Raw genomic sequence first — 17,227 nt, 5'->3', positions numbered from 1 at the left:
TCCTTCGGGTATAGATAAACTTAAAGGATTAGCTTAAGGAGGGAATGAAATGAAATGTCGTTATTGCGGTTATGAAAATGAGCCCGGTGTGAAGTTTTGTGCGTCCTGCGAAACGCCCATGGTCTATCCCCTGGGCTACAAGCCGGAAGACGAGGCGGCGGCAAAAGGGGAGCCCGCGCCGGAAGCACCCAAGGCGGAAGGGAAGCCCGCTGAGGAAGTGGCCGAGGAGAAACCGGAAGGGAAGCCCGTAGAGGAAATCGCCGAAGAAAAGCCTGAAGCGAAACCTGTAGAGGAAATTGCCGAAGAAAAGCCTGTAGAGGAAGTGGCCGAGGACAAACCTCAAGCGCCTGCGGCAAAACCGGCAGAGCCCGAGGAAAAAATCGAGGCCGCGGACGCCTACAAAAAAGAAAAACCCGTGGACAAGCGCAAGAAACAGGCCCAAAAGCGGAAGAAAAAGGCGGAAAAGAAGCCGGAAAAAGATACGAGTGAAAACGCAGAGAAAAAGCGCTTAGAACACCAAAGCCACAATTCGAAACCGGCGCCGAATAAAGAAGCCCCGGAAAAGAAAAAACCCGAGACGAAACCGGAAGCGCCGAAGGAAAAAGCGAAGGCTCCCGAAAAGAAGGAAGCGCCGGCGGAAAAAACACCTGTTAAAGCGCCTCAAAAGAAGCCGGAAAGAAAGCCCGAGCCCAAGAAAGGCCGCATCAGTCCGGTCTTTGCGGTGATCGTCCTTCTGCTTCTGCTCTTTATCATCTATAAAGTGGTGAAATGACGAACTTAAACGAAGCCCTGAGGGAGGCGGCCACCGAGCGGCACAAGGCTTTTTCGGAGCGATTGATTCCCACGGTACCCTCGGATACAATCATAGGTGTACCTATGCCCGCTCTGAGAAAGATCGCCAAGGACTTGGACGGGTCTTTTCTCCGCGAGCTGCCCCACGAGAGCTACGAGGAAAACATCCTTCACGGCCTCTTGATCAATCGAGGGGTCTGCGAGGATGTTATGGAAGCCCTAGATGATTTTTTACCCTATTTGGACAATTGGGCCGTGGTGGATGCCATCGACCCGCCGGAATTTTATCGGGGCGATTATAGGGATTACTACGAGAGGCTCATGAAGGATTCCCGCCCCTTCGTAACTAGGCTGGGGATCGTCCTCGCCCTTCGCCACCTGGCGGAGGATCCGCCGGGGCTCATCGGCGCCGTCGCCGCCGTGGAAAGCGGTCCCTACTACGTGGACATGGCCATGGCGTGGTTTTTTGCCGAAGCCCTCTTACACGATGCCGAGGCCGTCTTTACCCTGTTGGAATCCGAAGCTCTGACGCCGTCGGTTACTCGAAAAACCGTGAGGAAAATAAAAGAATCTTTCCGCGTTCCCGATGAATTGAAAAATCGGGCGGCGGCAGTAGGAAAAAAATAGACGGCTCCTTTCGGGGAGCTGTTTTTGTGAAAGGAGATCCATGATTTACTTCGACCACGCGGCCACTTGCCCCATGAGCGAAAGAGCCATCGACACCATGATCGCCCTCTTAAAGGCGGGCTACGGCAATCCCTCCAGCCCTCACCGCTTGGGGCGGGAAGCGAAAAATGCCTTGGAAGGCGCCCGATTGGATGTGGCGCAGCTCTTCGGCCTGTCCATGAAAAACGTGATCTTTACGGGATCGGGAACGGAAGCCGATAACATCGCCATCATGAGCGCCTACAAAAACCGAAAAAAGAGCCCGGGCCACATGATCACCACGGCCATGGAACACGAAGCCGTGTTGAAATGTGCCGAAGCTTTGGAAGAAAAGGGCGTGGAAGTGACTTACATCGCTCCGAATAAAAACGGCGTGGTGGACGCGGAAGCCGTCCTCTCCGCCGTGCGGGAAGACACTTTTTTGGTCAGCGTCATGGCGGTGAACAACGAAGTGGGCACTGTTCAGCCCTTAAAAGAAATCTCTGAGGGCCTCGATGGGGACGTGCACTTCCACGTGGACGCCGTGCAGGCGGCGGGCCATCGGCCGAAGGACAGCTACGCCTTTGCCCATACCGTGGCCATGAGCGGCCACAAATTTTACGGGCCCAAGGGCGTGGGAATATTGCTGACGCGAAACGAGCTCGAGCCCGTCACCTACGGCGGCGGACAGGAGCGGGGCATACGCAGCGGCACGGAAAATGTCTCCGCCATCTGCGCCATGGCCGAGGCATTAAAAGAGGCGGAGGCCCACAGGGAAGAAGACGCCGCCCACATGGACGAGCTGTCCCGCTACTTGCGGGAAGGCCTGGAAGAAATTCAAGGGGTGGCGCTTACCGTTCCGGCCGCCGACGGCCGCATTGTCCACGCCATGGTGGACGGCATGGAGCGGGACGTCCTTTTATATCAATTGGACCGCAGAGGCTTCGCCCTATCCGGAGGCAGCGCCTGTCAGGCCGGCGCCGCCACGGAGAGCCACGTCCTTCGCGCCATGGGCGTGGATCAGAAAAATCGGGCGCCCATGCGCCTGTCCCTGGGCAGGGAAAACACCGCAGACGAAGTGGACGCCTTTTTAAAGGCACTGAGAGAAATATTAGAAGGGAAGAGATCGTGAGTCGCATACTTGTCGCCATGTCCGGCGGCGTGGATTCCTCCGTCGCCGCCTATTTATTAAAAAAAGCCGGGCACGAATGCATCGGCGTCACCATGAAATTGTACGAAAACGACACTGTGGCCCACACCGGGCACACCTGTTGCTCCTTAGACGATATCGACGATGCCCGCATGGTTTCGGCGAAGTTGGGCATGGATTACTTCGTCTACGATTTTTCCGCCCGCTTCGAAGACGAGGTCATCGACAAATTCGTCGCCTATTACGAAAAGGGCTGGACGCCCAATCCCTGCATCGACTGCAATCGCTACTTAAAATTCGAAGACCTTTACAAGCGGGCGCGGGAGCTGGACTGCGACTACATCGCCACGGGTCACTACGCCCGCATCGAATACGACGAAAAATTAAAGCGCTACGCCCTTTTAAAGGGACCCGACGAAAAGAAGGACCAATCCTACGTCCTCTACAGCTTGAGCCAGGACCAGCTGGCCCACACCCTCTTTCCCTTAGGGGATTTGGAAAAGAGCGAGGTACGACAAATCGCCGAAGAGGCGGGCCTGGTCAATGCAAAGAAGCACGACTCTCAGGACATCTGCTTCGTCCCCGACGGCGACTACAAGGCCTTTTTGGAGCGCCGGGAAGAGAAGACCTATGAAAAAGGCGATATCGTCGATGAAGAAGGCCGCGTCCTCGGTCGCCACGACGGCGCCGTGGGCTATACCATCGGCCAGCGCAAGGGACTGGGCGTGGCGGCGGGCCACCCGGTCTATGTTTTGGACAAGGATATGGAGAAAAACCGCGTCGTCGTGGGAAATAAGGAGAGCCTGAAGAAGAAAGAGCTGGATGCCGTGGACTTTCACTGGCTCAGCGTTCCGGAAACCGACGAATTAAAAGTCACCGCCCGCACCCGCTACCACGGCAAGGAGACGGCGGCCACATTGATCGACAGAAAAGACGGGAAGATCACCCTGATCTTCGACGAGCCCCACGGCGCCATCGCCAAGGGCCAGGCCGTGGTCTGCTACGACGGCGAGAAAGTCGTGGGCGGCGGCACCATCGTCGATGCCCGCTGAGAAAGAGAGGCAGTATGTATTTAGAAGATTATTCAGAAGGCATCACCTTTCAAATGCCTCCCGTTTCTTTAAGGTCAGAGGAAATCATAGACTTCGCCCGCACCTACGACCCCAGGCCCATTCACGTGGACCGGAGGGCTGCGGAGGCGAGTCGCTTCGGCGGCATAATCGCCTCGGGTCTTCACACCTTAGACGTCTGCTGGGGCAAGTGGGTGCACACGAAATTAGATGAAGGCGGCCTCGTCGCCGGCATGGGCATGGACAATTTGCGCTGGTTAAAGCCCGTCTATGCCCGTATGCCGCTCTACACCACCATCGTCGTAGATCGCGTGGACGTGAGAAAGGGCGGCGATTACGTCGTCGTCCACATGCACGTGAACGTGCAGGACGAAAAGGGCGAAGCCAAAATGGAATGGGACGTGTCCTTCCTGGCCGCATCCCGGGACGTGGAAAGGGCGAAGGCCGTGTAGCGCAAGGAGACATATACAATATAACGATCGTTTAATGTAAAATTAGCTCCTAAAAATTTTCAAATTCCACGGAGTATTTCCAAAATCATTTTGGAAATCAGAGGCTTTTACCGATAAACCATTCAAAATGACTGCTTTCGTAGAGTTTGGGTTCAATATTCTGTATAATGAATCTCGTATTGAAATTTGAGGAGTGTGTAAATGAAAAGCAGTAAATCTAAAGACGTTATCGTCATAGGCTTCGCGCTGTTCGCTATCTTTTTCGGCGCGGGCAACTTAATTTTTCCGCCCTTTTTGGGCTTCCACGCAGGGGATTCGTGGACATCGGTTATGGCAGGCTTTCTTTTGGCCGACCCGGTCATTCCCATCATCACCCTGGTGGTCACGATTTTTGCCGGCGGCAAGGCCGTGGACTTGGGACGTCGGGTCAATTATCCCTTCGCCGTCATCCTCGCCGCTGCAGGCATGATCAGCGTCGGCCCGGTCTTCGCCATTCCCCGTACGGCGGCCACGACTCACGAAGTCGGGATCCTTCCCTTCTTCCCCGGCGCGCCGATCTGGCTGACCTCGGGCATCTTCTTTGCCGTGACCCTGGCCCTGGCCATTAAGGAAACCGGCGTTATCGACATTATCGGCCAATACATTACGCCGTTTCTGCTCGTCTTCCTAGGTATTATCATCGTCAAGGCTACGATCCATCCCATCGGGCCCGTGCTTCCCACGGAAAACGCGGACTTCTTTACCCAGGGGATTAAGGAAGGTTATCAAACCATGGACGCCATGGTGGCCCTGTTATGTACGTCCATCGTTACCGGCGACTTGATACGAAAGGGCTACGGCAGCGCATCGAAGAAAGAAAAGCAGATGATGATCATCAAGGTCTGCGTCTTGGCCATGGTCCTTCTCTTCGTCATCTACGGCGGCCTGACCTATGTCGGCGCACAAGGCGGCACCCACTTCGCCAAAGACGCTACCCGTGTGGAAATTCTCGTAGGAAGCGTCGGCATGCTCTTGGGCAGATGGGGCCAAGTGGCTCTGGCCGTGGCCGTAAGTCTGGCTTGCTTGACCACGGCGGTAGGCCTAACCTCCGCTGCGGGCAACTTCTTTAACTCCGTCTCCAACGAAAAGTGGCGTTACGAATACGTCGTCGTCGTATCGGTCCTCGTCAGCTTCACCTTCTCCTTGGTGGGCGTCGACGGCATCATCGGCCTGGCAGGCCCGGTTCTCGACATCGTCTATCCCGCCATTATCGCCATGTCCTTCATTATGATCTTCGACCGTCAAATTAAATACGACGGCACCATTATCGGCATGGCCGTCGGCACCATTATCGCCGCGGCATTCACCACGATCTACAATGCCACCGGATCCTTCGAAGGAGCGGCGAACATTATCGACAACATGCCTTTGGCGGAATTCGGATTCAGCTGGCTCGTTCCCGGCATCGTCGGGGCCTTCGTCGGTACCATTTGCGGCGTCATGGGCATGGGCAAAACCCGTGATGACCACGACATTAAGCCCGCTTTCTAAAATAAAATTTAAGATAGCAAATTGCGCACTTCGGTGCGCATTTTTTATTGGACAACAAAATTTTTCGAACGCCGGCCTATTTTTAGCTCCGCAATGCTGTATTTTAGGCGGCGAGGGAAAGAAGTGATATCTTTTTGCAAAAATATACATGTTAATAAATAAATTTTCACTAAAATGGATTGATTTTCAGAAATTCTATTGGTAAAATAAGAATACAATATAACGTTTATGGAGCTCGCTCCACAGATGTTGTTGCAATATGTTGTGAAAGGATGATTTTATGGAAAATCAAAAAGATCGTGGCTCTTTTAGCAAAATTGGTTTTATCCTCGCTGCTGCAGGCTCATCCATTGGTTTAGGGAATTTATGGAAATTCCCCTACTTGACGGGTCAAAACGGTGGGGGCGTGTTCGTCGTCATCTACTTGATTATCATTGCAACAATCGGCTTTACTTGCATGTTGGGCGAAATGGCCATCGGCAAGTACACGAAACTCAATCCTATCGGCGCATATAAGAAGATCGCGTCGAAATGGAAATTTGTAGGCGTCCTTGGGATCTTGGTTCCCTTTATGATCGTTACTTATTACAATATCATCGGCGGCTGGGTTCTGAAGTACATCGTGGAATCCGTTATGGGTCATCTTCCCGGAATCGCCGGCGATTCTGAAAACTTCTTCACCTCTTACGTTTCCAGCGGTGGAGCTCCCATTTTCTTCACCCTACTCTTTGTTATCATCAATGCCATCATTATTCAAGCAGGCGTCTCCTCCGGGATTGAACGGGCTTCGAAAGTGCTTATGCCTACCCTGTTCGTCTTGTTAATCGTCATCGCCATTCGCTCGATCACCCTTCCGGGAGCCGGAGCAGGCTTGGAATTCTACTTAAAACCCGACTTCTCTAAATTAACACTCAGTACGGTCACCGCAGCTCTGGGGCAATGTTTCTTCTCTTTGAGTCTTGGGATGGGTGCCATGATCACCTACGGCTCTTATTTGCCGGATTCCAGTCACATTGAAAAAGACTCCATCGTCGTGCCCTTGTTGGATACTTGTGCAGCACTGCTCGCCGGCTTTGCCATTCTGCCCGCAGTCTTCGCATTCGGCTTCGAACCTTCCGCAGGTCCCGGCCTTATCTTTATCACGCTGCCCGCCGTATTCGACTCCATGCCTTTAGGCTCCCTGTGGGCTGTTATCTTCTTTATCCTGGTTCTCTTTGCAGCCATTACCTCTTCGGTTTCCTTAATTGAAAACCCGACTTCCTGGCTCATCGACTCCTACGATATGGACAGAAAAAAGGCTACCTGGCTCGTATGTATCGTCGCTTTCTTAATCGCCATCCCCGAAGCTTTGTCTATGGGTATTTGGAGCGGAATTACCTTCCCGCCCATGGCAATGAACTTCTTCGACGAAGTCAGCTACATCGCCGAATCCATCCTCATGCCCGCTGCCGGTTTCTTCATGTGTATCGTTATCGGCCACGTTTGGGGTATGGACAACTTTGAAAAAGCCGTCACCAACAACGGAGAATTCCCCTTCAAGAGCAAGGGCTTCGTCTCCGTCATGGTAAAATACATCGCTCCCTTCGCCATCCTGTGTATCTGGCTGAACTCCAGCGGTATCTTAGGCTTGTTCATGAAATAAGAATTGTAGGAATGTAAGAAAAATCATTTGGCCCCCGAGGATTGGTTTGGATCCGGTCCCCGGGGGTCTTTTATTGGCGACGACGCAGGCGAGGGGCGTGCGTCGCTTTTATCCGCGGCGATCCCCTTTATGGATAAGTCGTTGATTTCTATTTCTTGTATTTTAGGAAAGTTGCGCGCACGGCGGCTCATTTCTGTGGCGCCGAAGGGCATTTTATATTATAATGACCTCAACTATTCCTACTTGCTAATGTAGTAAAGTTTTGGGAGGAGGACCCTTCATGAATGATAATTATGCGCCCAGGAAGGCGAAGCTGTGGGAGGCCCTGACGGTCTTTCTCGGTCTCGTCGTGATTATGTGCGTAAGTATTTTAAAATTTAAGATCGAGCCGCACATCCCCATGTTTATCGGCGTGATCTTTGCGGCCTTAATGGCTCTGTTTATCGGCTACCGCTGGGAAGACATCGAAAAGGCCATGGTCCGCGGCATCTCCCAGGCCCTGCCTTCCGTGATGATTTTAATCACCATCGGGATTCTGGTCGGGATTTGGATTGCCACGGGCGTGGTGCCTTCCATGATTTACTACGGCCTGGGCATTTTAAAGCCCTCGATTTTTCTCGTCGCAGCCTGTTTGATCTGCTCCATCACCTCCCTTGCCACGGGGAGCAGCTGGGGAACGGCGGCCACCATGGGGATCGCCCTTATGGGCATCGCCCAAGGATTGAACATACCGGCTCCCGTCACCGCCGGCGCCATTTTGTCCGGCGCCTATTTCGGGGACAAGATGAGCCCTCTGTCGGACACGACGAATCTCGCCCCCGCCATGAGCGGCACCGACGTCTTTACCCACGTGAAGGCCATGGTCAAACCCACCATGGTAACCTACATCATCACCCTGGCCGTCTTCGCCTTCTTAACCGGCCGCTACATAGGCGCTTCCGGTGCGGCGGACACTTCGGGGATCGTGGCCCTGCAAGAGGGCTTGAAGAGCACCTTCGTCATCAGCCCCCTCTTGCTCCTTCCGCCCATTGTGGTCATCGTTACCATCGCTTTTAAGTTGCCGGCCTTGCCCGGCATCGTGCTGGGCATCGTCGTGGCCACCTTGATTGGCCCGATTATTCAGCCCACCGTGGGCATCAACGAAATCTTAGGAAGCGGCATGAACGGCTACGTATCCGAAACGGGCATTGAAAGTTTGGACAAGCTCTTAACCGCCGGCGGGCTGATGAATATGATGCAGTCCGTGTCACTGACTTTAATCGCCATGATGTTCGGCGGCATCGCCGAGGAGACGGGCCAGATGGAAGTCATCGTCAAGACCTTGGTACAGGGGATTCGCTCCGTCACCGGCCTCGTCAGCGCCACCCTCTTGACCTGCCTTCTGTCCAATATGACCATGCCGGAACAATACATCTCTCTCGTGGTGCCGGGCCGCATGTTTGCGCCGGAATACCGCCGGCGTGGTCTGCACCCGAAGCTCCTTTCCTCCACCTTGGAGGCATCGGGGACGGTGACCAGCTGTCTCGTTCCGTGGAATACCTGCGGCGTCTATATGAAAGGCGTGCTCCACGTCTCGCCCCTGGCCTACATGCCCTTCGCCGTCTTTAACTACCTCATGCCCTTTGTGGTCATCATTATGACGGCCTTGGGGAAAAATGTCTTCTATATTAAGGACGATCCCGACACGGTAACCGAGGTGGAATAAATCGTGAAGAAGAGAAAGCGGGCCCTCCTTCTGGCCATGGCCTTTGTGGCGGCCCTTCTGTTTTTGCTCAGACCCCGCTACGAGCCCGACCGGGCATCAATTTTGAACCGGGAAGATTTTTTCGCGGAGTTCGCTCCCTTGGCGCAGGAGGTGGGGAAGAAGTACGATCTCTATCCCTCGGTGATCCTGGCCCAGGCGGCGGTGGAATCGAATTTCGGCGAAAGCGAGCTGTCGAAGCATTACAATAATTACTTCGGCATTAAGGGCAAGGGCGTCGTCCTTCCCACCATGGAAATGGAGGGGGAGGAGGAGAAAATGGTCAAGGACGGCTTTCGCACCTACGGCTCCGCCCGGGAGAGCTTTTACGATTACGGCAAGCTCATCGCCAAGGCGCCCCGCTACGAAGCCGTGCGAAGGGCGGAAAGTGCCGAGGCCTACGCCCGGGCCCTTCACCCGGCGGGCTACAGCACCAATCCCCGCTACGGCGACATTTTGATTCGGACCATGGAGGCATACAATTTAAAAGCCTACGACGAAAACTGAGACGCTTCGGCGTCTTTTTTATTTGGAAAAATCGCCTTGAAAAATACCCGGCCATAGCGTAGTATAATACCGTATACTACATTTAGAGGTAAGAAGAAACTTAACCACTACATGTTGATAACATGTGGATAAATAAAAGGAGGAAAAGATGAAGGTTCGCAAGCGTAATGGGAATGTGGTGGATTTCGACGGAGAAAAAATCGTCGTCGCCGTACAAAAAGCCATGGCGGAAACGGAAAAGGGCGTGGACGAAGAAGCGGCCCGTGCCGTCGCTCGAGAGGTAACGGAAAAATTCGACGGCAACGACGCCATCGACATCGAAGCCATTCAAGACGCCGTGGAAATTTCCTTGATGACGAAGGATCCGGCGGCAGCAAAAAAATACATTCTCTACCGCGAAGAGCGCACCCGCTTGCGGGAACACGGCTGGGATATGACGGATCTGCAGCGCGACATTTACGAGAAGAAATACCGCTTCGATTCGGAAAACTTCGAAGGCTTCCTGGAGCGGGTCTCCGGCGGCAACTCCGCCATTAAAAAGGCCATCGCCAATAAAGAATTTATGCCTGCCGGTCGGATCTTAGCCGGCCGCGGCCTGGACGCCTACGGAAAAAAGATCACCCTGTCCAACTGCTACGTCATGCCTCAAGTGGAAGACAATATCGAATCCATTTACGACACGGCCAAGTGGATGGCGCGCACCTACAGCTACGGCGGCGGCGTGGGCCTCACCTTAAACAAACTGCGTCCCAAGGGAGCCAAGGTCAACAACGCCGCCTCCTCCACCACGGGGGCCGTGAGCTTTATGGACCTCTACTCCCTTACTACGGGCCTCATCGGCATGCGGGGCCGCCGCGGCGCCCTCATGCTCAATATGGACGCCTCCCACCCGGACATTATCGACTTCATTAATGTAAAGAAAGATCTGGACAAGGTCACCAGCGCCAATATTTCCGTCAACTGCGGCGACGATTTCTTCGAAGCCTACAAAGAGGACGAGCCCTTTACCTTAAAATTCGACGTGGAAGCCACCGGGGAAAAAATCAGAAGAGAAGTCAGCGCCCGGGAGATGATGCACAATTTGGCCCTGAACAATTGGGACATGGCTGAGCCGGGCATCCTCTTTAAAGACCGGATCAATTCCTGGCACATTATGAGCGAAGACGACACCTTCGAATACGCCGGGGTGAATCCCTGTGCGGAAGAGCCCCTGCCCGCCTTCGGCTCCTGCAATCTTTCCAGTATTAATCTCGGGGAGTTTGTAAAATACCCCTTCAGCAAATTTGCCCGCTTCGAATTCGAATCCTTCGGCCGACTGGTGCGGGAAGGCGTCATCTATTTAAACGAGGTGCTGGACGAAAATATGAACCTGCACCCCTTGAAGCAGCAACAGGAACTGTCTCGGGACCTGCGCCAAATCGGTCTGGGCATTATGGGCGTCGCCGATATGTTCATTAAAATGGGCGTGAAGTACGGCTCCTCGGAATCCCTAAACCTCATCAATCAAATCGGTCGGGTCCTCGTCAACGAAGCTCTGCGTCAATCCGCCCTTCTGGCGAAAGAAGACGGCCCCTTCCCCCGCTACAGAAAAGACAAGGTGCTGGCCAGTGAATTTATTCGCTCCAATGCCGACGAAGACGTGCTGGCACTTATCGAAGAGTACGGCCTGAGAAACTCTCAGCTTTTGACCATCGCGCCTACGGGATCCATCTCCACCTTAATCGGCTGCAGCAACGGCGTGGAACCCATCTTCCAAATCAGTTACGTGAGAAAATCCGAATCCCTCCACGCCGAGGACACCTACTACACGGTGTATACGGAGATCATTCGCAAGCTTATGGAAGCTCAGGGCATTTCCACGGAAGAAGAGCTGCCCGATTACGTCATCACCACATCCAATTTAAATTACCGCGACCGGATCAATGTCCAGTCCACCTGGCAGCAATTTATCGACGCTTCCATCTCCTCCACGGTGAACGTGCCCAATGAATTCAGCGTGGAAGATGTGGAAGACCTTTACGTCTACGCCTGGGAGCGGGGACTGAAGGGCATCACCATTTACCGCGACGGCTGCGCCAGAAGCGGCATCCTGATTACCAAGGACAAGAAAGATTCCGGCAATCGCATCAAAGAATTACAGGACGAATTAAATCGGGAGATCGCCAAGCAAATGACGGAAAATCCCGACACCTGCCCCATGTGCGGCGGCACCATGAACCACTCGGGCGGCTGCGCCGAATGCCAGGACTGCGGTTACAGCCCCTGCGCCATTTAATAGAAAATAGAATTTTACAAATAGGAAAAGCGAAGGTGGAGCCTTCGCTTTTTTACATGCCCATGACTTTTGTCATGGAACTGTCATCTTTTTGTAGCATGAACGCCATAGACCAAGGGGCGTTCTCTGTTATAATATGCCTCGTGCTCTAAAAGAGTTACAAATTAGTAACGAAGCCCGAGAGGTTTCATATAGATCAGATTAGAAAGCGAGACAGAGATGAAGAAAATGAACAGAACAATAAAAGTAAGCGCCCTGGCGGCGATGATGGCGGCGGGCCTGATTTACAGTCCGGCCTTTGCTCAAGGAAATGCCCCCGCGGAAGCCAAGGCAGCGGCCGTGGCTGTGGAAAATGAAAAAGCGGCGGATGTGATGACCGTATACATAGGGGATGAGGCGGTTTTTAATTTAAAGAGCGCCGCCGATTACGACGCCCTTATGAAGAAAATCGAAAACTACTTTAAGGCTCAAGGCGCCACCGTCCGCCGCATGGAAATCGAGCCGGCTATAAAAGCCGAAGCCGCCAAAGGGGAAGAGATCCTCACCGTGGACGAGGGCTTTAAGCTTCTGATGACCGGCGGCAAGGAAGAGGTCGTCTACGTGGCGGATAAAACGGAATCCTTGGAGTCCGTGGCGAAGAAATTCAACATGACCGTGGACGAAATCAAGGCCTTAAACGCCAACTGGGAAGACCCCTTGCACAAGGGCTCGAAGATCAATGTCTTAAAGGCGGCGCCCATGATTACCGTCACCTTGGATCAGGAAGTCAAGGCTCAAGCAGCCGTCCCCTTTAAAACCGTCGTGAGAGAAGACGCAGGTCAAGTGAAGAGCGTAAAAAAAGTCGAACGTGCCGGAAAGGCCGGCGTCGTGGAAACCACCACGGCGATTCAATCGAAAAACGGCAAGATCACTTCTTCGGTCACACAAAGCAGCCGCCTGGTTCAAGAGGCAGTGGATCAAATCGTCGTCGTAGGCACGAAAGAAGGCGTGGCCACGGGCAGCTTTATTAAGCCCACGGTCGGCCGCCTCTCTTCCCCCTTCGGTCCCCGCTGGGGCCGCTTCCACTACGGCATCGACCTGGCCAATCGCACGGGCACCGATGTCGTCGCGGCAGACGGCGGCGTCGTTACCCGCGTCGGCATGGCGGGAAGCTACGGCAATCTCATCATCATCGACCACCAAAACGGCACCTCCACCCGCTACGCCCACTTGAGTGCCTATAATGTCAAGGTCGGCGACGTGGTGGCACAGGGACAGTCCATCGGCAAGATCGGCTCCACCGGTCGCTCCACCGGCCCCCACCTGCATTTCGAAGTGCGTGTCGGCGGCGTGGCGAAAAATCCCCTGGACTTTATTAAACTGTAAAATCGAGCCTGGCGAAAAACGACTTTTAAAACGGGAGAAAATCCTGTATAATAGATTCGTTAACTCAATAGGCTTGGAGCGGTATCGAAGTGGTCATAACGGGGCTGACTCGAAATCAGTTTGCCTTCACGGGCACGTGGGTTCGAATCCCACCCGCTCCGCCAAATAAAAACGACCCTTTGCTGAAATGGCAAGGGGTCGTTTTTTCATGTCCTTATTTATTTTTTTAGGGGCAACATATCCCTCATGCCCTTGGCTTTACTGAGGCTTTCCGCGCCTAATTTATTCAGTCCCGGGCCCATGTCGTCCCAAGCCCATGTGGCGGGAACTTTTCTGAATTTGTAGTCGCTGATGATTTTCATCAGGCCCATGTGGCCGGTTTTCAAATAGTTGCTGATGGCGCGCAGATCGTTGAAGCCATCTTTAAAGTGGCAGTTCGTATCCGACTGAAAGAAAATATGGGGCAGCTCTTCTCCCGTGGCGTCGAGATAATAGAGATAGGGCAGCTCGAAGCCCAGGTGGCTGTAGAGCTCCGTCTCCGGGGGAAAGGCGGTGTCGGCGCCGGTTATATAGACCTTGCGGCTGAACTCGTCCCGCTTAAAGCGCACTCGGATTAGGCCGCGAAAGCCCGCCTCTTTCAGCCGGGGATGGACCAGACCGATGAGTTCGGGGATCCACTTCTGCTTCATGTAGGTGGCTTCCCCCACATTTTCCGGGCACTGGCGCAGCACCTCGGCGGTAACGAAGCCCGCCAGCTCGCCGCCCGCGCCGTAGTAGAGCACGGCGGAGGAATTGTCCGATGCCTCGCCGGGAATGAAGCGTTCGGCGAAATAGTTTCCGGGATCGAAAATTTTTTCGAGGACCCGAGACAGGGCGCCGGGGCTCGAAATAAATTCCGCGGGGACGGATAGATCCCCCACGTCTTTCACCCGCCGCCGGATCAGGCAGGGAAAGCCGATGGTGGTGGCGATTTTAAGCTCTGTGGCCTGAAGCGTCTCCCCGTCTAAATCCACGGTGGTCGGCATGAAATCGTCAAACATATCCGTTGATCCGCGCCAAAAAATCCCCTCCGGGCTCTCGGCGGGAAAGCGGAAATAGTTTTTCAAGAGAGAAAAGTGCTGCGCCACAAAGGCGGCGTAGGCGGGGGATGCGGGAAAGAGCACCGGCGGCTCGCCCTCTCGGGAAATGGCGATGAGGCTCTCTAAAAGGGCCTCGTCCGATTCCTTCTCCAGAAGGACGGCGTCATTTGTGTAGCGGCTGATGCCGTAGTCCGAGGGAGAGGTGTCCACGGTGCGCACCGAAATGCCGTGGCGACCTAAATTGCGAATAATGGCTAATGATGTATGGGAACGCCCGTCTAAAACCAGGGCGGAAGAATTGAAAGTCATAATGCCTCCTGTTCTATATCTATCATAACGCATCGGCGGGGCTTTGGCGCGACGAAAAAATAAAAAAGCTTGGCGATTCTGTGTTTGTTTTGTCCAAATTAGGATATACATGTATTGTATGAGCCAATGAGTTTAGGAGGTACATTATGTCCAGAGAAAATATTACATTCGGCGGAGACGCCATCAACATTTTAGGTGAAGAAATTAAAGTCGGCGACAAAGCCCCGGATTTCGTTGCGGTTAACAACGATTTAAGCCCCTTCGAATCCAAGGAATTGAACGGCACCGTACGTATTTATTCCGTCGTTCCTTCCGTCGACACCGGCGTCTGCGCCATTCAAACCGGCAATTTTAACCAAATGGCCACGGATTTAGGCGATAACGTTCACGTCATCACCATTTCCAACGACCTGCCCTTCGCACAAGAACGCTTCGGCGCCGCCGAAGGCATCGATCGCGCCAAATTGGTCAGCGACTACCAAATCTGCGATTTCGGTATGAAATACGGCTTCTTAATCGAAGGCCTGCGCCTCTTGACCCGCGGCATCGTCGTCGTCGGCGAAGATGACAAGGTGAAATACGTTGAATACGTACAAGAAGTCACCAATCATCCCGATTACGACAAGGCTTTGGAAGCGGTTAAGGCACTGATCTAAGGATGAGTATTCAGGTACTGGCCCTGGGAAAGTTAAAGGACCGCGCCTTGGAGTCCTTGGTTTCCGAGTATGTGAAGCGTCTTCGACCTTACACGCCTGCGAAAATCGTGGAGCTGAAGGACGAGCGCGCTCCGGAAAGCTTGTCGGCCAAAGAGGCGGAAGGGGTTCTGCAACGGGAGGGCGAGCGCCTACTCGCAAAGATAAAGCCCCGGGACAAAGTCATCGTCCTGGCGATAGAGGGAAAGCAGGTGGATTCACCGGCTTTTTCAAAAAAATTGTATGATTTCATTGAAACGACCGACGGGGATGTGGTCTTTGTCATCGGAAGCAGCATGGGACTGTCGCCCGCCGTGAAGGCGCGGGCCGATTGGCTCCTGTCTTTTTCCGAAATGACCCTGCCCCACACCCTCATGCGCGTCGTCTTAATGGAACAGATATATCGGGCTGCGCGAATTCACGCCGGCCATGTGTACCACAAATAGGAGGAAATAATGTCTAAAAAAGAACAAGAAGCAAAAGCAAGAAGAGAACAAGAAAACCAAAACGATGAACACGCTCCCGCATCCGACATTTACGGCAAAGTAGCCGGCAAGGATCCGGAAACCGGCGTCGAAATCCCTACAGACGAAGCCGTTAAAGAATCCATGAAATGGATGAACGAAAACGCAAAATAAGCGTTGAAGGCGAAAGGTACCGGCACAGTCGGTACCTTTTCTTTTTAAAGAGATGGGAGAAGCTATGGCACAGGGAAATCGCGCCTATTACTTGTATACGGATCAGCTCCCCGACGAGGATGGCTTTTTAGCCGTGGAAGAGGCCTATCGCTCTCGCCTGAAAGCGGGAGACGGATTGTGGCTCGTGGGAGAGAAAGAGCGCCTCTATTCCGTCGACGGAATCACCGACGAAGGCGTCTATTTAAGCGAGCGGATCTTCGGCGACGAGGAATTTTTCGATCCCTCACAGATCAATCTACCCGCTATGCGTCAGAGCTCGGCCCTGATGCCCATGGCCGAGTCGCCCTTTGCCGTGGAAGTGGAACACGGAGAGGGCGGCGGCCCCGGGGAAATGGTCATCGAACTTTACGGCAAGGATCGGGGAGGGCTGTTTAAAACCACATCCGACGAAGAGGACGCCTATCTGGCGGAATCCCTAAAGGGCCTTCTGCGCATGCAGATTAAGACCATGGAATCCACGGCGGAAATCGGCGAAATGTGGATTCGCCGGCTGAAGGAAAAACAAAGGAGGAAGTAATGGCGGATAAAAAGCTGTTCGAAAAGCAATTAAACCACGTGACCATTCGGGAGTTTAAACAGGAGCCCGTGGATCCGGAACTGGTGGAGACGCTGAAAGAAGTGGCCAATCACACGGCCACATCCACGGGGATGCAGTCCTTTTCCATCATCCGCATCGTCGATGAGAAAAAGAGAAAAGCTCTGGCGGAAATCGGCGGTCAGGATTACATCGCCCGGGCGCCGGAGCTGTGGGTCTTTATCGTGGACGTCTACCGCAACAGCCGCATCGCCCGGGAACAAGGCTTCGAACTGGCTGCCGAGGCGGACAGCGACCGCTTCTTCCAAGGCTTTACCGACGCGGTTCTGGCGGGGCAAAACGTCACCAACGCCATCGAGGCGGCGGGCCTGGGCGCCGTGTATCTGGGAAGCCTTTTAAACGACGCCCGCGCCGTCATCGAGCTCTTGGATCTGCCCAAGCTCACCTTCCCCGTCTTCGGACTGGGCTTCGGCCGTCCCGATCAGGTGCCGCAGCTCAAGCCTCGCATGCCCATGGAGCTGAAGTGCTTTACCGACAGCTACGTGGTTCAAGACAATTACATGGAGGCCATCGCCGATTACGACGAAGAAATGCAGACCTATTATGATTTAAGGGATGCGAACCGGCGGGTGGATTCCTTTTCGAAGCAAGTGGTGGCTCGCTTACAGGGCGCCTCAAAAAATCGCGCCGCTCTCGCCGAAATCGCCGAAGAGCAGGGCTTTCATTTAGTGAACGGGAGATAGGC

General features: G+C 53.8%; 17 protein-coding genes and 1 tRNA gene. 17 read left to right on the top strand and 1 reads right to left on the bottom strand.

Features of this window, described 5'->3' with window-relative positions; translation table 11 throughout:
* Positions 1–49 precede the first annotated feature (49 nt).
* The 12 genes from BN7444_RS03905 (at position 50) to BN7444_RS03850 (ending at position 13,333) form a co-directional block, all read left to right on the top strand.
* Positions 50–772 (top strand): zinc ribbon domain-containing protein, encoded by a 723-nt coding sequence (locus BN7444_RS03905; protein ID WP_068456026.1) that lies wholly within the window; start codon positions 50–52, stop codon positions 770–772.
* The gene (locus BN7444_RS03900; RefSeq protein WP_068456023.1) at positions 769–1,419 is read left to right on the top strand and encodes a DNA alkylation repair protein; all 651 of its coding nucleotides are present in this window, start codon (positions 769–771) and stop codon (positions 1,417–1,419) included. Before BN7444_RS03905 ends, BN7444_RS03900 begins: the two co-directional genes overlap by 4 nt.
* Before the next feature lie 40 nt (positions 1,420–1,459).
* On the top strand, positions 1,460–2,569 hold the full coding sequence (locus BN7444_RS03895; RefSeq protein WP_068456021.1) for a cysteine desulfurase family protein: 1,110 nt from the start codon (positions 1,460–1,462) through the stop codon (positions 2,567–2,569).
* Positions 2,566–3,639 (top strand): tRNA 2-thiouridine(34) synthase MnmA, encoded by a 1,074-nt coding sequence (mnmA, locus tag BN7444_RS03890; protein ID WP_068456019.1) that lies wholly within the window; start codon positions 2,566–2,568, stop codon positions 3,637–3,639. Before BN7444_RS03895 ends, mnmA begins: the two co-directional genes overlap by 4 nt.
* 14 nt (positions 3,640–3,653) lie before the next feature.
* On the top strand, positions 3,654–4,109 hold the full coding sequence (locus BN7444_RS03885) for a MaoC/PaaZ C-terminal domain-containing protein (protein WP_068456017.1): 456 nt from the start codon (positions 3,654–3,656) through the stop codon (positions 4,107–4,109).
* A gap of 201 nt (positions 4,110–4,310) precedes the next feature.
* The gene (gene brnQ / locus BN7444_RS03880) at positions 4,311–5,639 is read left to right on the top strand and encodes a branched-chain amino acid transport system II carrier protein (RefSeq protein ID WP_068456015.1); all 1,329 of its coding nucleotides are present in this window, start codon (positions 4,311–4,313) and stop codon (positions 5,637–5,639) included.
* Between the two features lie 280 nt (positions 5,640–5,919).
* Positions 5,920–7,281: a sodium-dependent transporter gene (locus tag BN7444_RS03875; RefSeq protein WP_068456013.1), complete on the top strand. Its 1,362-nt coding sequence runs from the start codon at positions 5,920–5,922 to the stop codon at positions 7,279–7,281.
* A 280-nt stretch (positions 7,282–7,561) separates the two neighbouring features.
* On the top strand, positions 7,562–8,986 hold the full coding sequence (nhaC, locus tag BN7444_RS03870; protein ID WP_068456010.1) for a Na+/H+ antiporter NhaC: 1,425 nt from the start codon (positions 7,562–7,564) through the stop codon (positions 8,984–8,986).
* 3 nt (positions 8,987–8,989) lie between these two features.
* On the top strand, positions 8,990–9,529 hold the full coding sequence (locus tag BN7444_RS03865; RefSeq protein ID WP_082941258.1) for a glycoside hydrolase family 73 protein: 540 nt from the start codon (positions 8,990–8,992) through the stop codon (positions 9,527–9,529).
* Positions 9,530–9,677: 148 nt separating this feature from the next.
* The gene (locus BN7444_RS03860; RefSeq protein WP_068456007.1) at positions 9,678–11,804 is read left to right on the top strand and encodes an adenosylcobalamin-dependent ribonucleoside-diphosphate reductase; all 2,127 of its coding nucleotides are present in this window, start codon (positions 9,678–9,680) and stop codon (positions 11,802–11,804) included.
* A 228-nt stretch (positions 11,805–12,032) separates the two neighbouring features.
* Entirely contained in the window at positions 12,033–13,169 is a 1,137-nt protein-coding gene (locus tag BN7444_RS03855; RefSeq protein WP_167627199.1) for a peptidoglycan DD-metalloendopeptidase family protein, read from the top strand.
* Between the two features lie 75 nt (positions 13,170–13,244).
* A tRNA-Ser gene (locus tag BN7444_RS03850) sits at positions 13,245–13,333 on the top strand.
* 54 nt (positions 13,334–13,387) lie between these two features.
* On the opposite strand, the gene BN7444_RS03845 is transcribed toward BN7444_RS03850, so the two are convergent.
* Positions 13,388–14,557, bottom strand: a complete 1,170-nt coding sequence (locus tag BN7444_RS03845; protein WP_068456001.1) for a hypothetical protein — start codon at positions 14,555–14,557, stop codon at positions 13,388–13,390.
* A 146-nt stretch (positions 14,558–14,703) separates the two neighbouring features.
* Here BN7444_RS03845 and tpx point away from each other — a divergent pair, with 146 nt between their 5' ends.
* The 5 genes from tpx (at position 14,704) to BN7444_RS03820 (ending at position 17,225) form a co-directional block, all read left to right on the top strand.
* Positions 14,704–15,213, top strand: coding sequence for a thiol peroxidase (gene tpx / locus BN7444_RS03840; RefSeq protein WP_068455997.1), 510 nt, complete (start codon positions 14,704–14,706; stop codon positions 15,211–15,213).
* Between the two features lie 2 nt (positions 15,214–15,215).
* Entirely contained in the window at positions 15,216–15,695 is a 480-nt protein-coding gene (gene rlmH / locus BN7444_RS03835; protein WP_068455994.1) for a 23S rRNA (pseudouridine(1915)-N(3))-methyltransferase RlmH, read from the top strand.
* Positions 15,696–15,704: 9 nt separating this feature from the next.
* Entirely contained in the window at positions 15,705–15,887 is a 183-nt protein-coding gene (locus tag BN7444_RS03830; protein WP_068455991.1) for a CDIF630_02480 family spore surface protein, read from the top strand.
* A gap of 64 nt (positions 15,888–15,951) precedes the next feature.
* Entirely contained in the window at positions 15,952–16,464 is a 513-nt protein-coding gene (locus BN7444_RS03825; RefSeq protein ID WP_068455989.1) for a hypothetical protein, read from the top strand.
* Positions 16,464–17,225 carry an NADPH-dependent oxidoreductase gene (locus tag BN7444_RS03820; RefSeq protein ID WP_068455983.1) on the top strand — a complete coding sequence of 254 codons (762 nt, stop codon included), beginning with the start codon at positions 16,464–16,466 and terminating at the stop codon, positions 17,223–17,225. Before BN7444_RS03825 ends, BN7444_RS03820 begins: the two co-directional genes overlap by 1 nt.
* The last annotated feature ends 2 nt before the right edge of the window (positions 17,226–17,227 follow it).

This window comes from Peptoniphilus pacaensis, from assembly GCF_900088125.1.
GTDB lineage: Bacteria > Bacillota > Clostridia > Tissierellales > Peptoniphilaceae > Aedoeadaptatus > Aedoeadaptatus pacaensis.
This window is presented reverse-complemented; position numbering and strand designations above follow the sequence as displayed.

Coding starts and splice junctions, on each gene's coding strand:
- BN7444_RS03905 (WP_068456026.1), top strand. CDS start 50: ATGAAATGTCGTTATTGCGGTTATGAAAATGAGCCCGGTGTGAAGTTT.
- BN7444_RS03900 (WP_068456023.1), top strand. CDS start 769: ATGACGAACTTAAACGAAGCCCTGAGGGAGGCGGCCACCGAGCGGCAC.
- BN7444_RS03895 (WP_068456021.1), top strand. CDS start 1,460: ATGATTTACTTCGACCACGCGGCCACTTGCCCCATGAGCGAAAGAGCC.
- BN7444_RS03885 (WP_068456017.1), top strand. CDS start 3,654: ATGTATTTAGAAGATTATTCAGAAGGCATCACCTTTCAAATGCCTCCC.
- brnQ (WP_068456015.1), top strand. CDS start 4,311: ATGAAAAGCAGTAAATCTAAAGACGTTATCGTCATAGGCTTCGCGCTG.
- BN7444_RS03875 (WP_068456013.1), top strand. CDS start 5,920: ATGGAAAATCAAAAAGATCGTGGCTCTTTTAGCAAAATTGGTTTTATC.
- nhaC (WP_068456010.1), top strand. CDS start 7,562: ATGAATGATAATTATGCGCCCAGGAAGGCGAAGCTGTGGGAGGCCCTG.
- BN7444_RS03860 (WP_068456007.1), top strand. CDS start 9,678: ATGAAGGTTCGCAAGCGTAATGGGAATGTGGTGGATTTCGACGGAGAA.
- BN7444_RS03855 (WP_167627199.1), top strand. CDS start 12,033: ATGAACAGAACAATAAAAGTAAGCGCCCTGGCGGCGATGATGGCGGCG.
- BN7444_RS03845 (WP_068456001.1), bottom strand. CDS start 14,557: ATGACTTTCAATTCTTCCGCCCTGGTTTTAGACGGGCGTTCCCATACA.
- tpx (WP_068455997.1), top strand. CDS start 14,704: ATGTCCAGAGAAAATATTACATTCGGCGGAGACGCCATCAACATTTTA.
- rlmH (WP_068455994.1), top strand. CDS start 15,216: ATGAGTATTCAGGTACTGGCCCTGGGAAAGTTAAAGGACCGCGCCTTG.
- BN7444_RS03830 (WP_068455991.1), top strand. CDS start 15,705: ATGTCTAAAAAAGAACAAGAAGCAAAAGCAAGAAGAGAACAAGAAAAC.
- BN7444_RS03825 (WP_068455989.1), top strand. CDS start 15,952: ATGGCACAGGGAAATCGCGCCTATTACTTGTATACGGATCAGCTCCCC.
- BN7444_RS03820 (WP_068455983.1), top strand. CDS start 16,464: ATGGCGGATAAAAAGCTGTTCGAAAAGCAATTAAACCACGTGACCATT.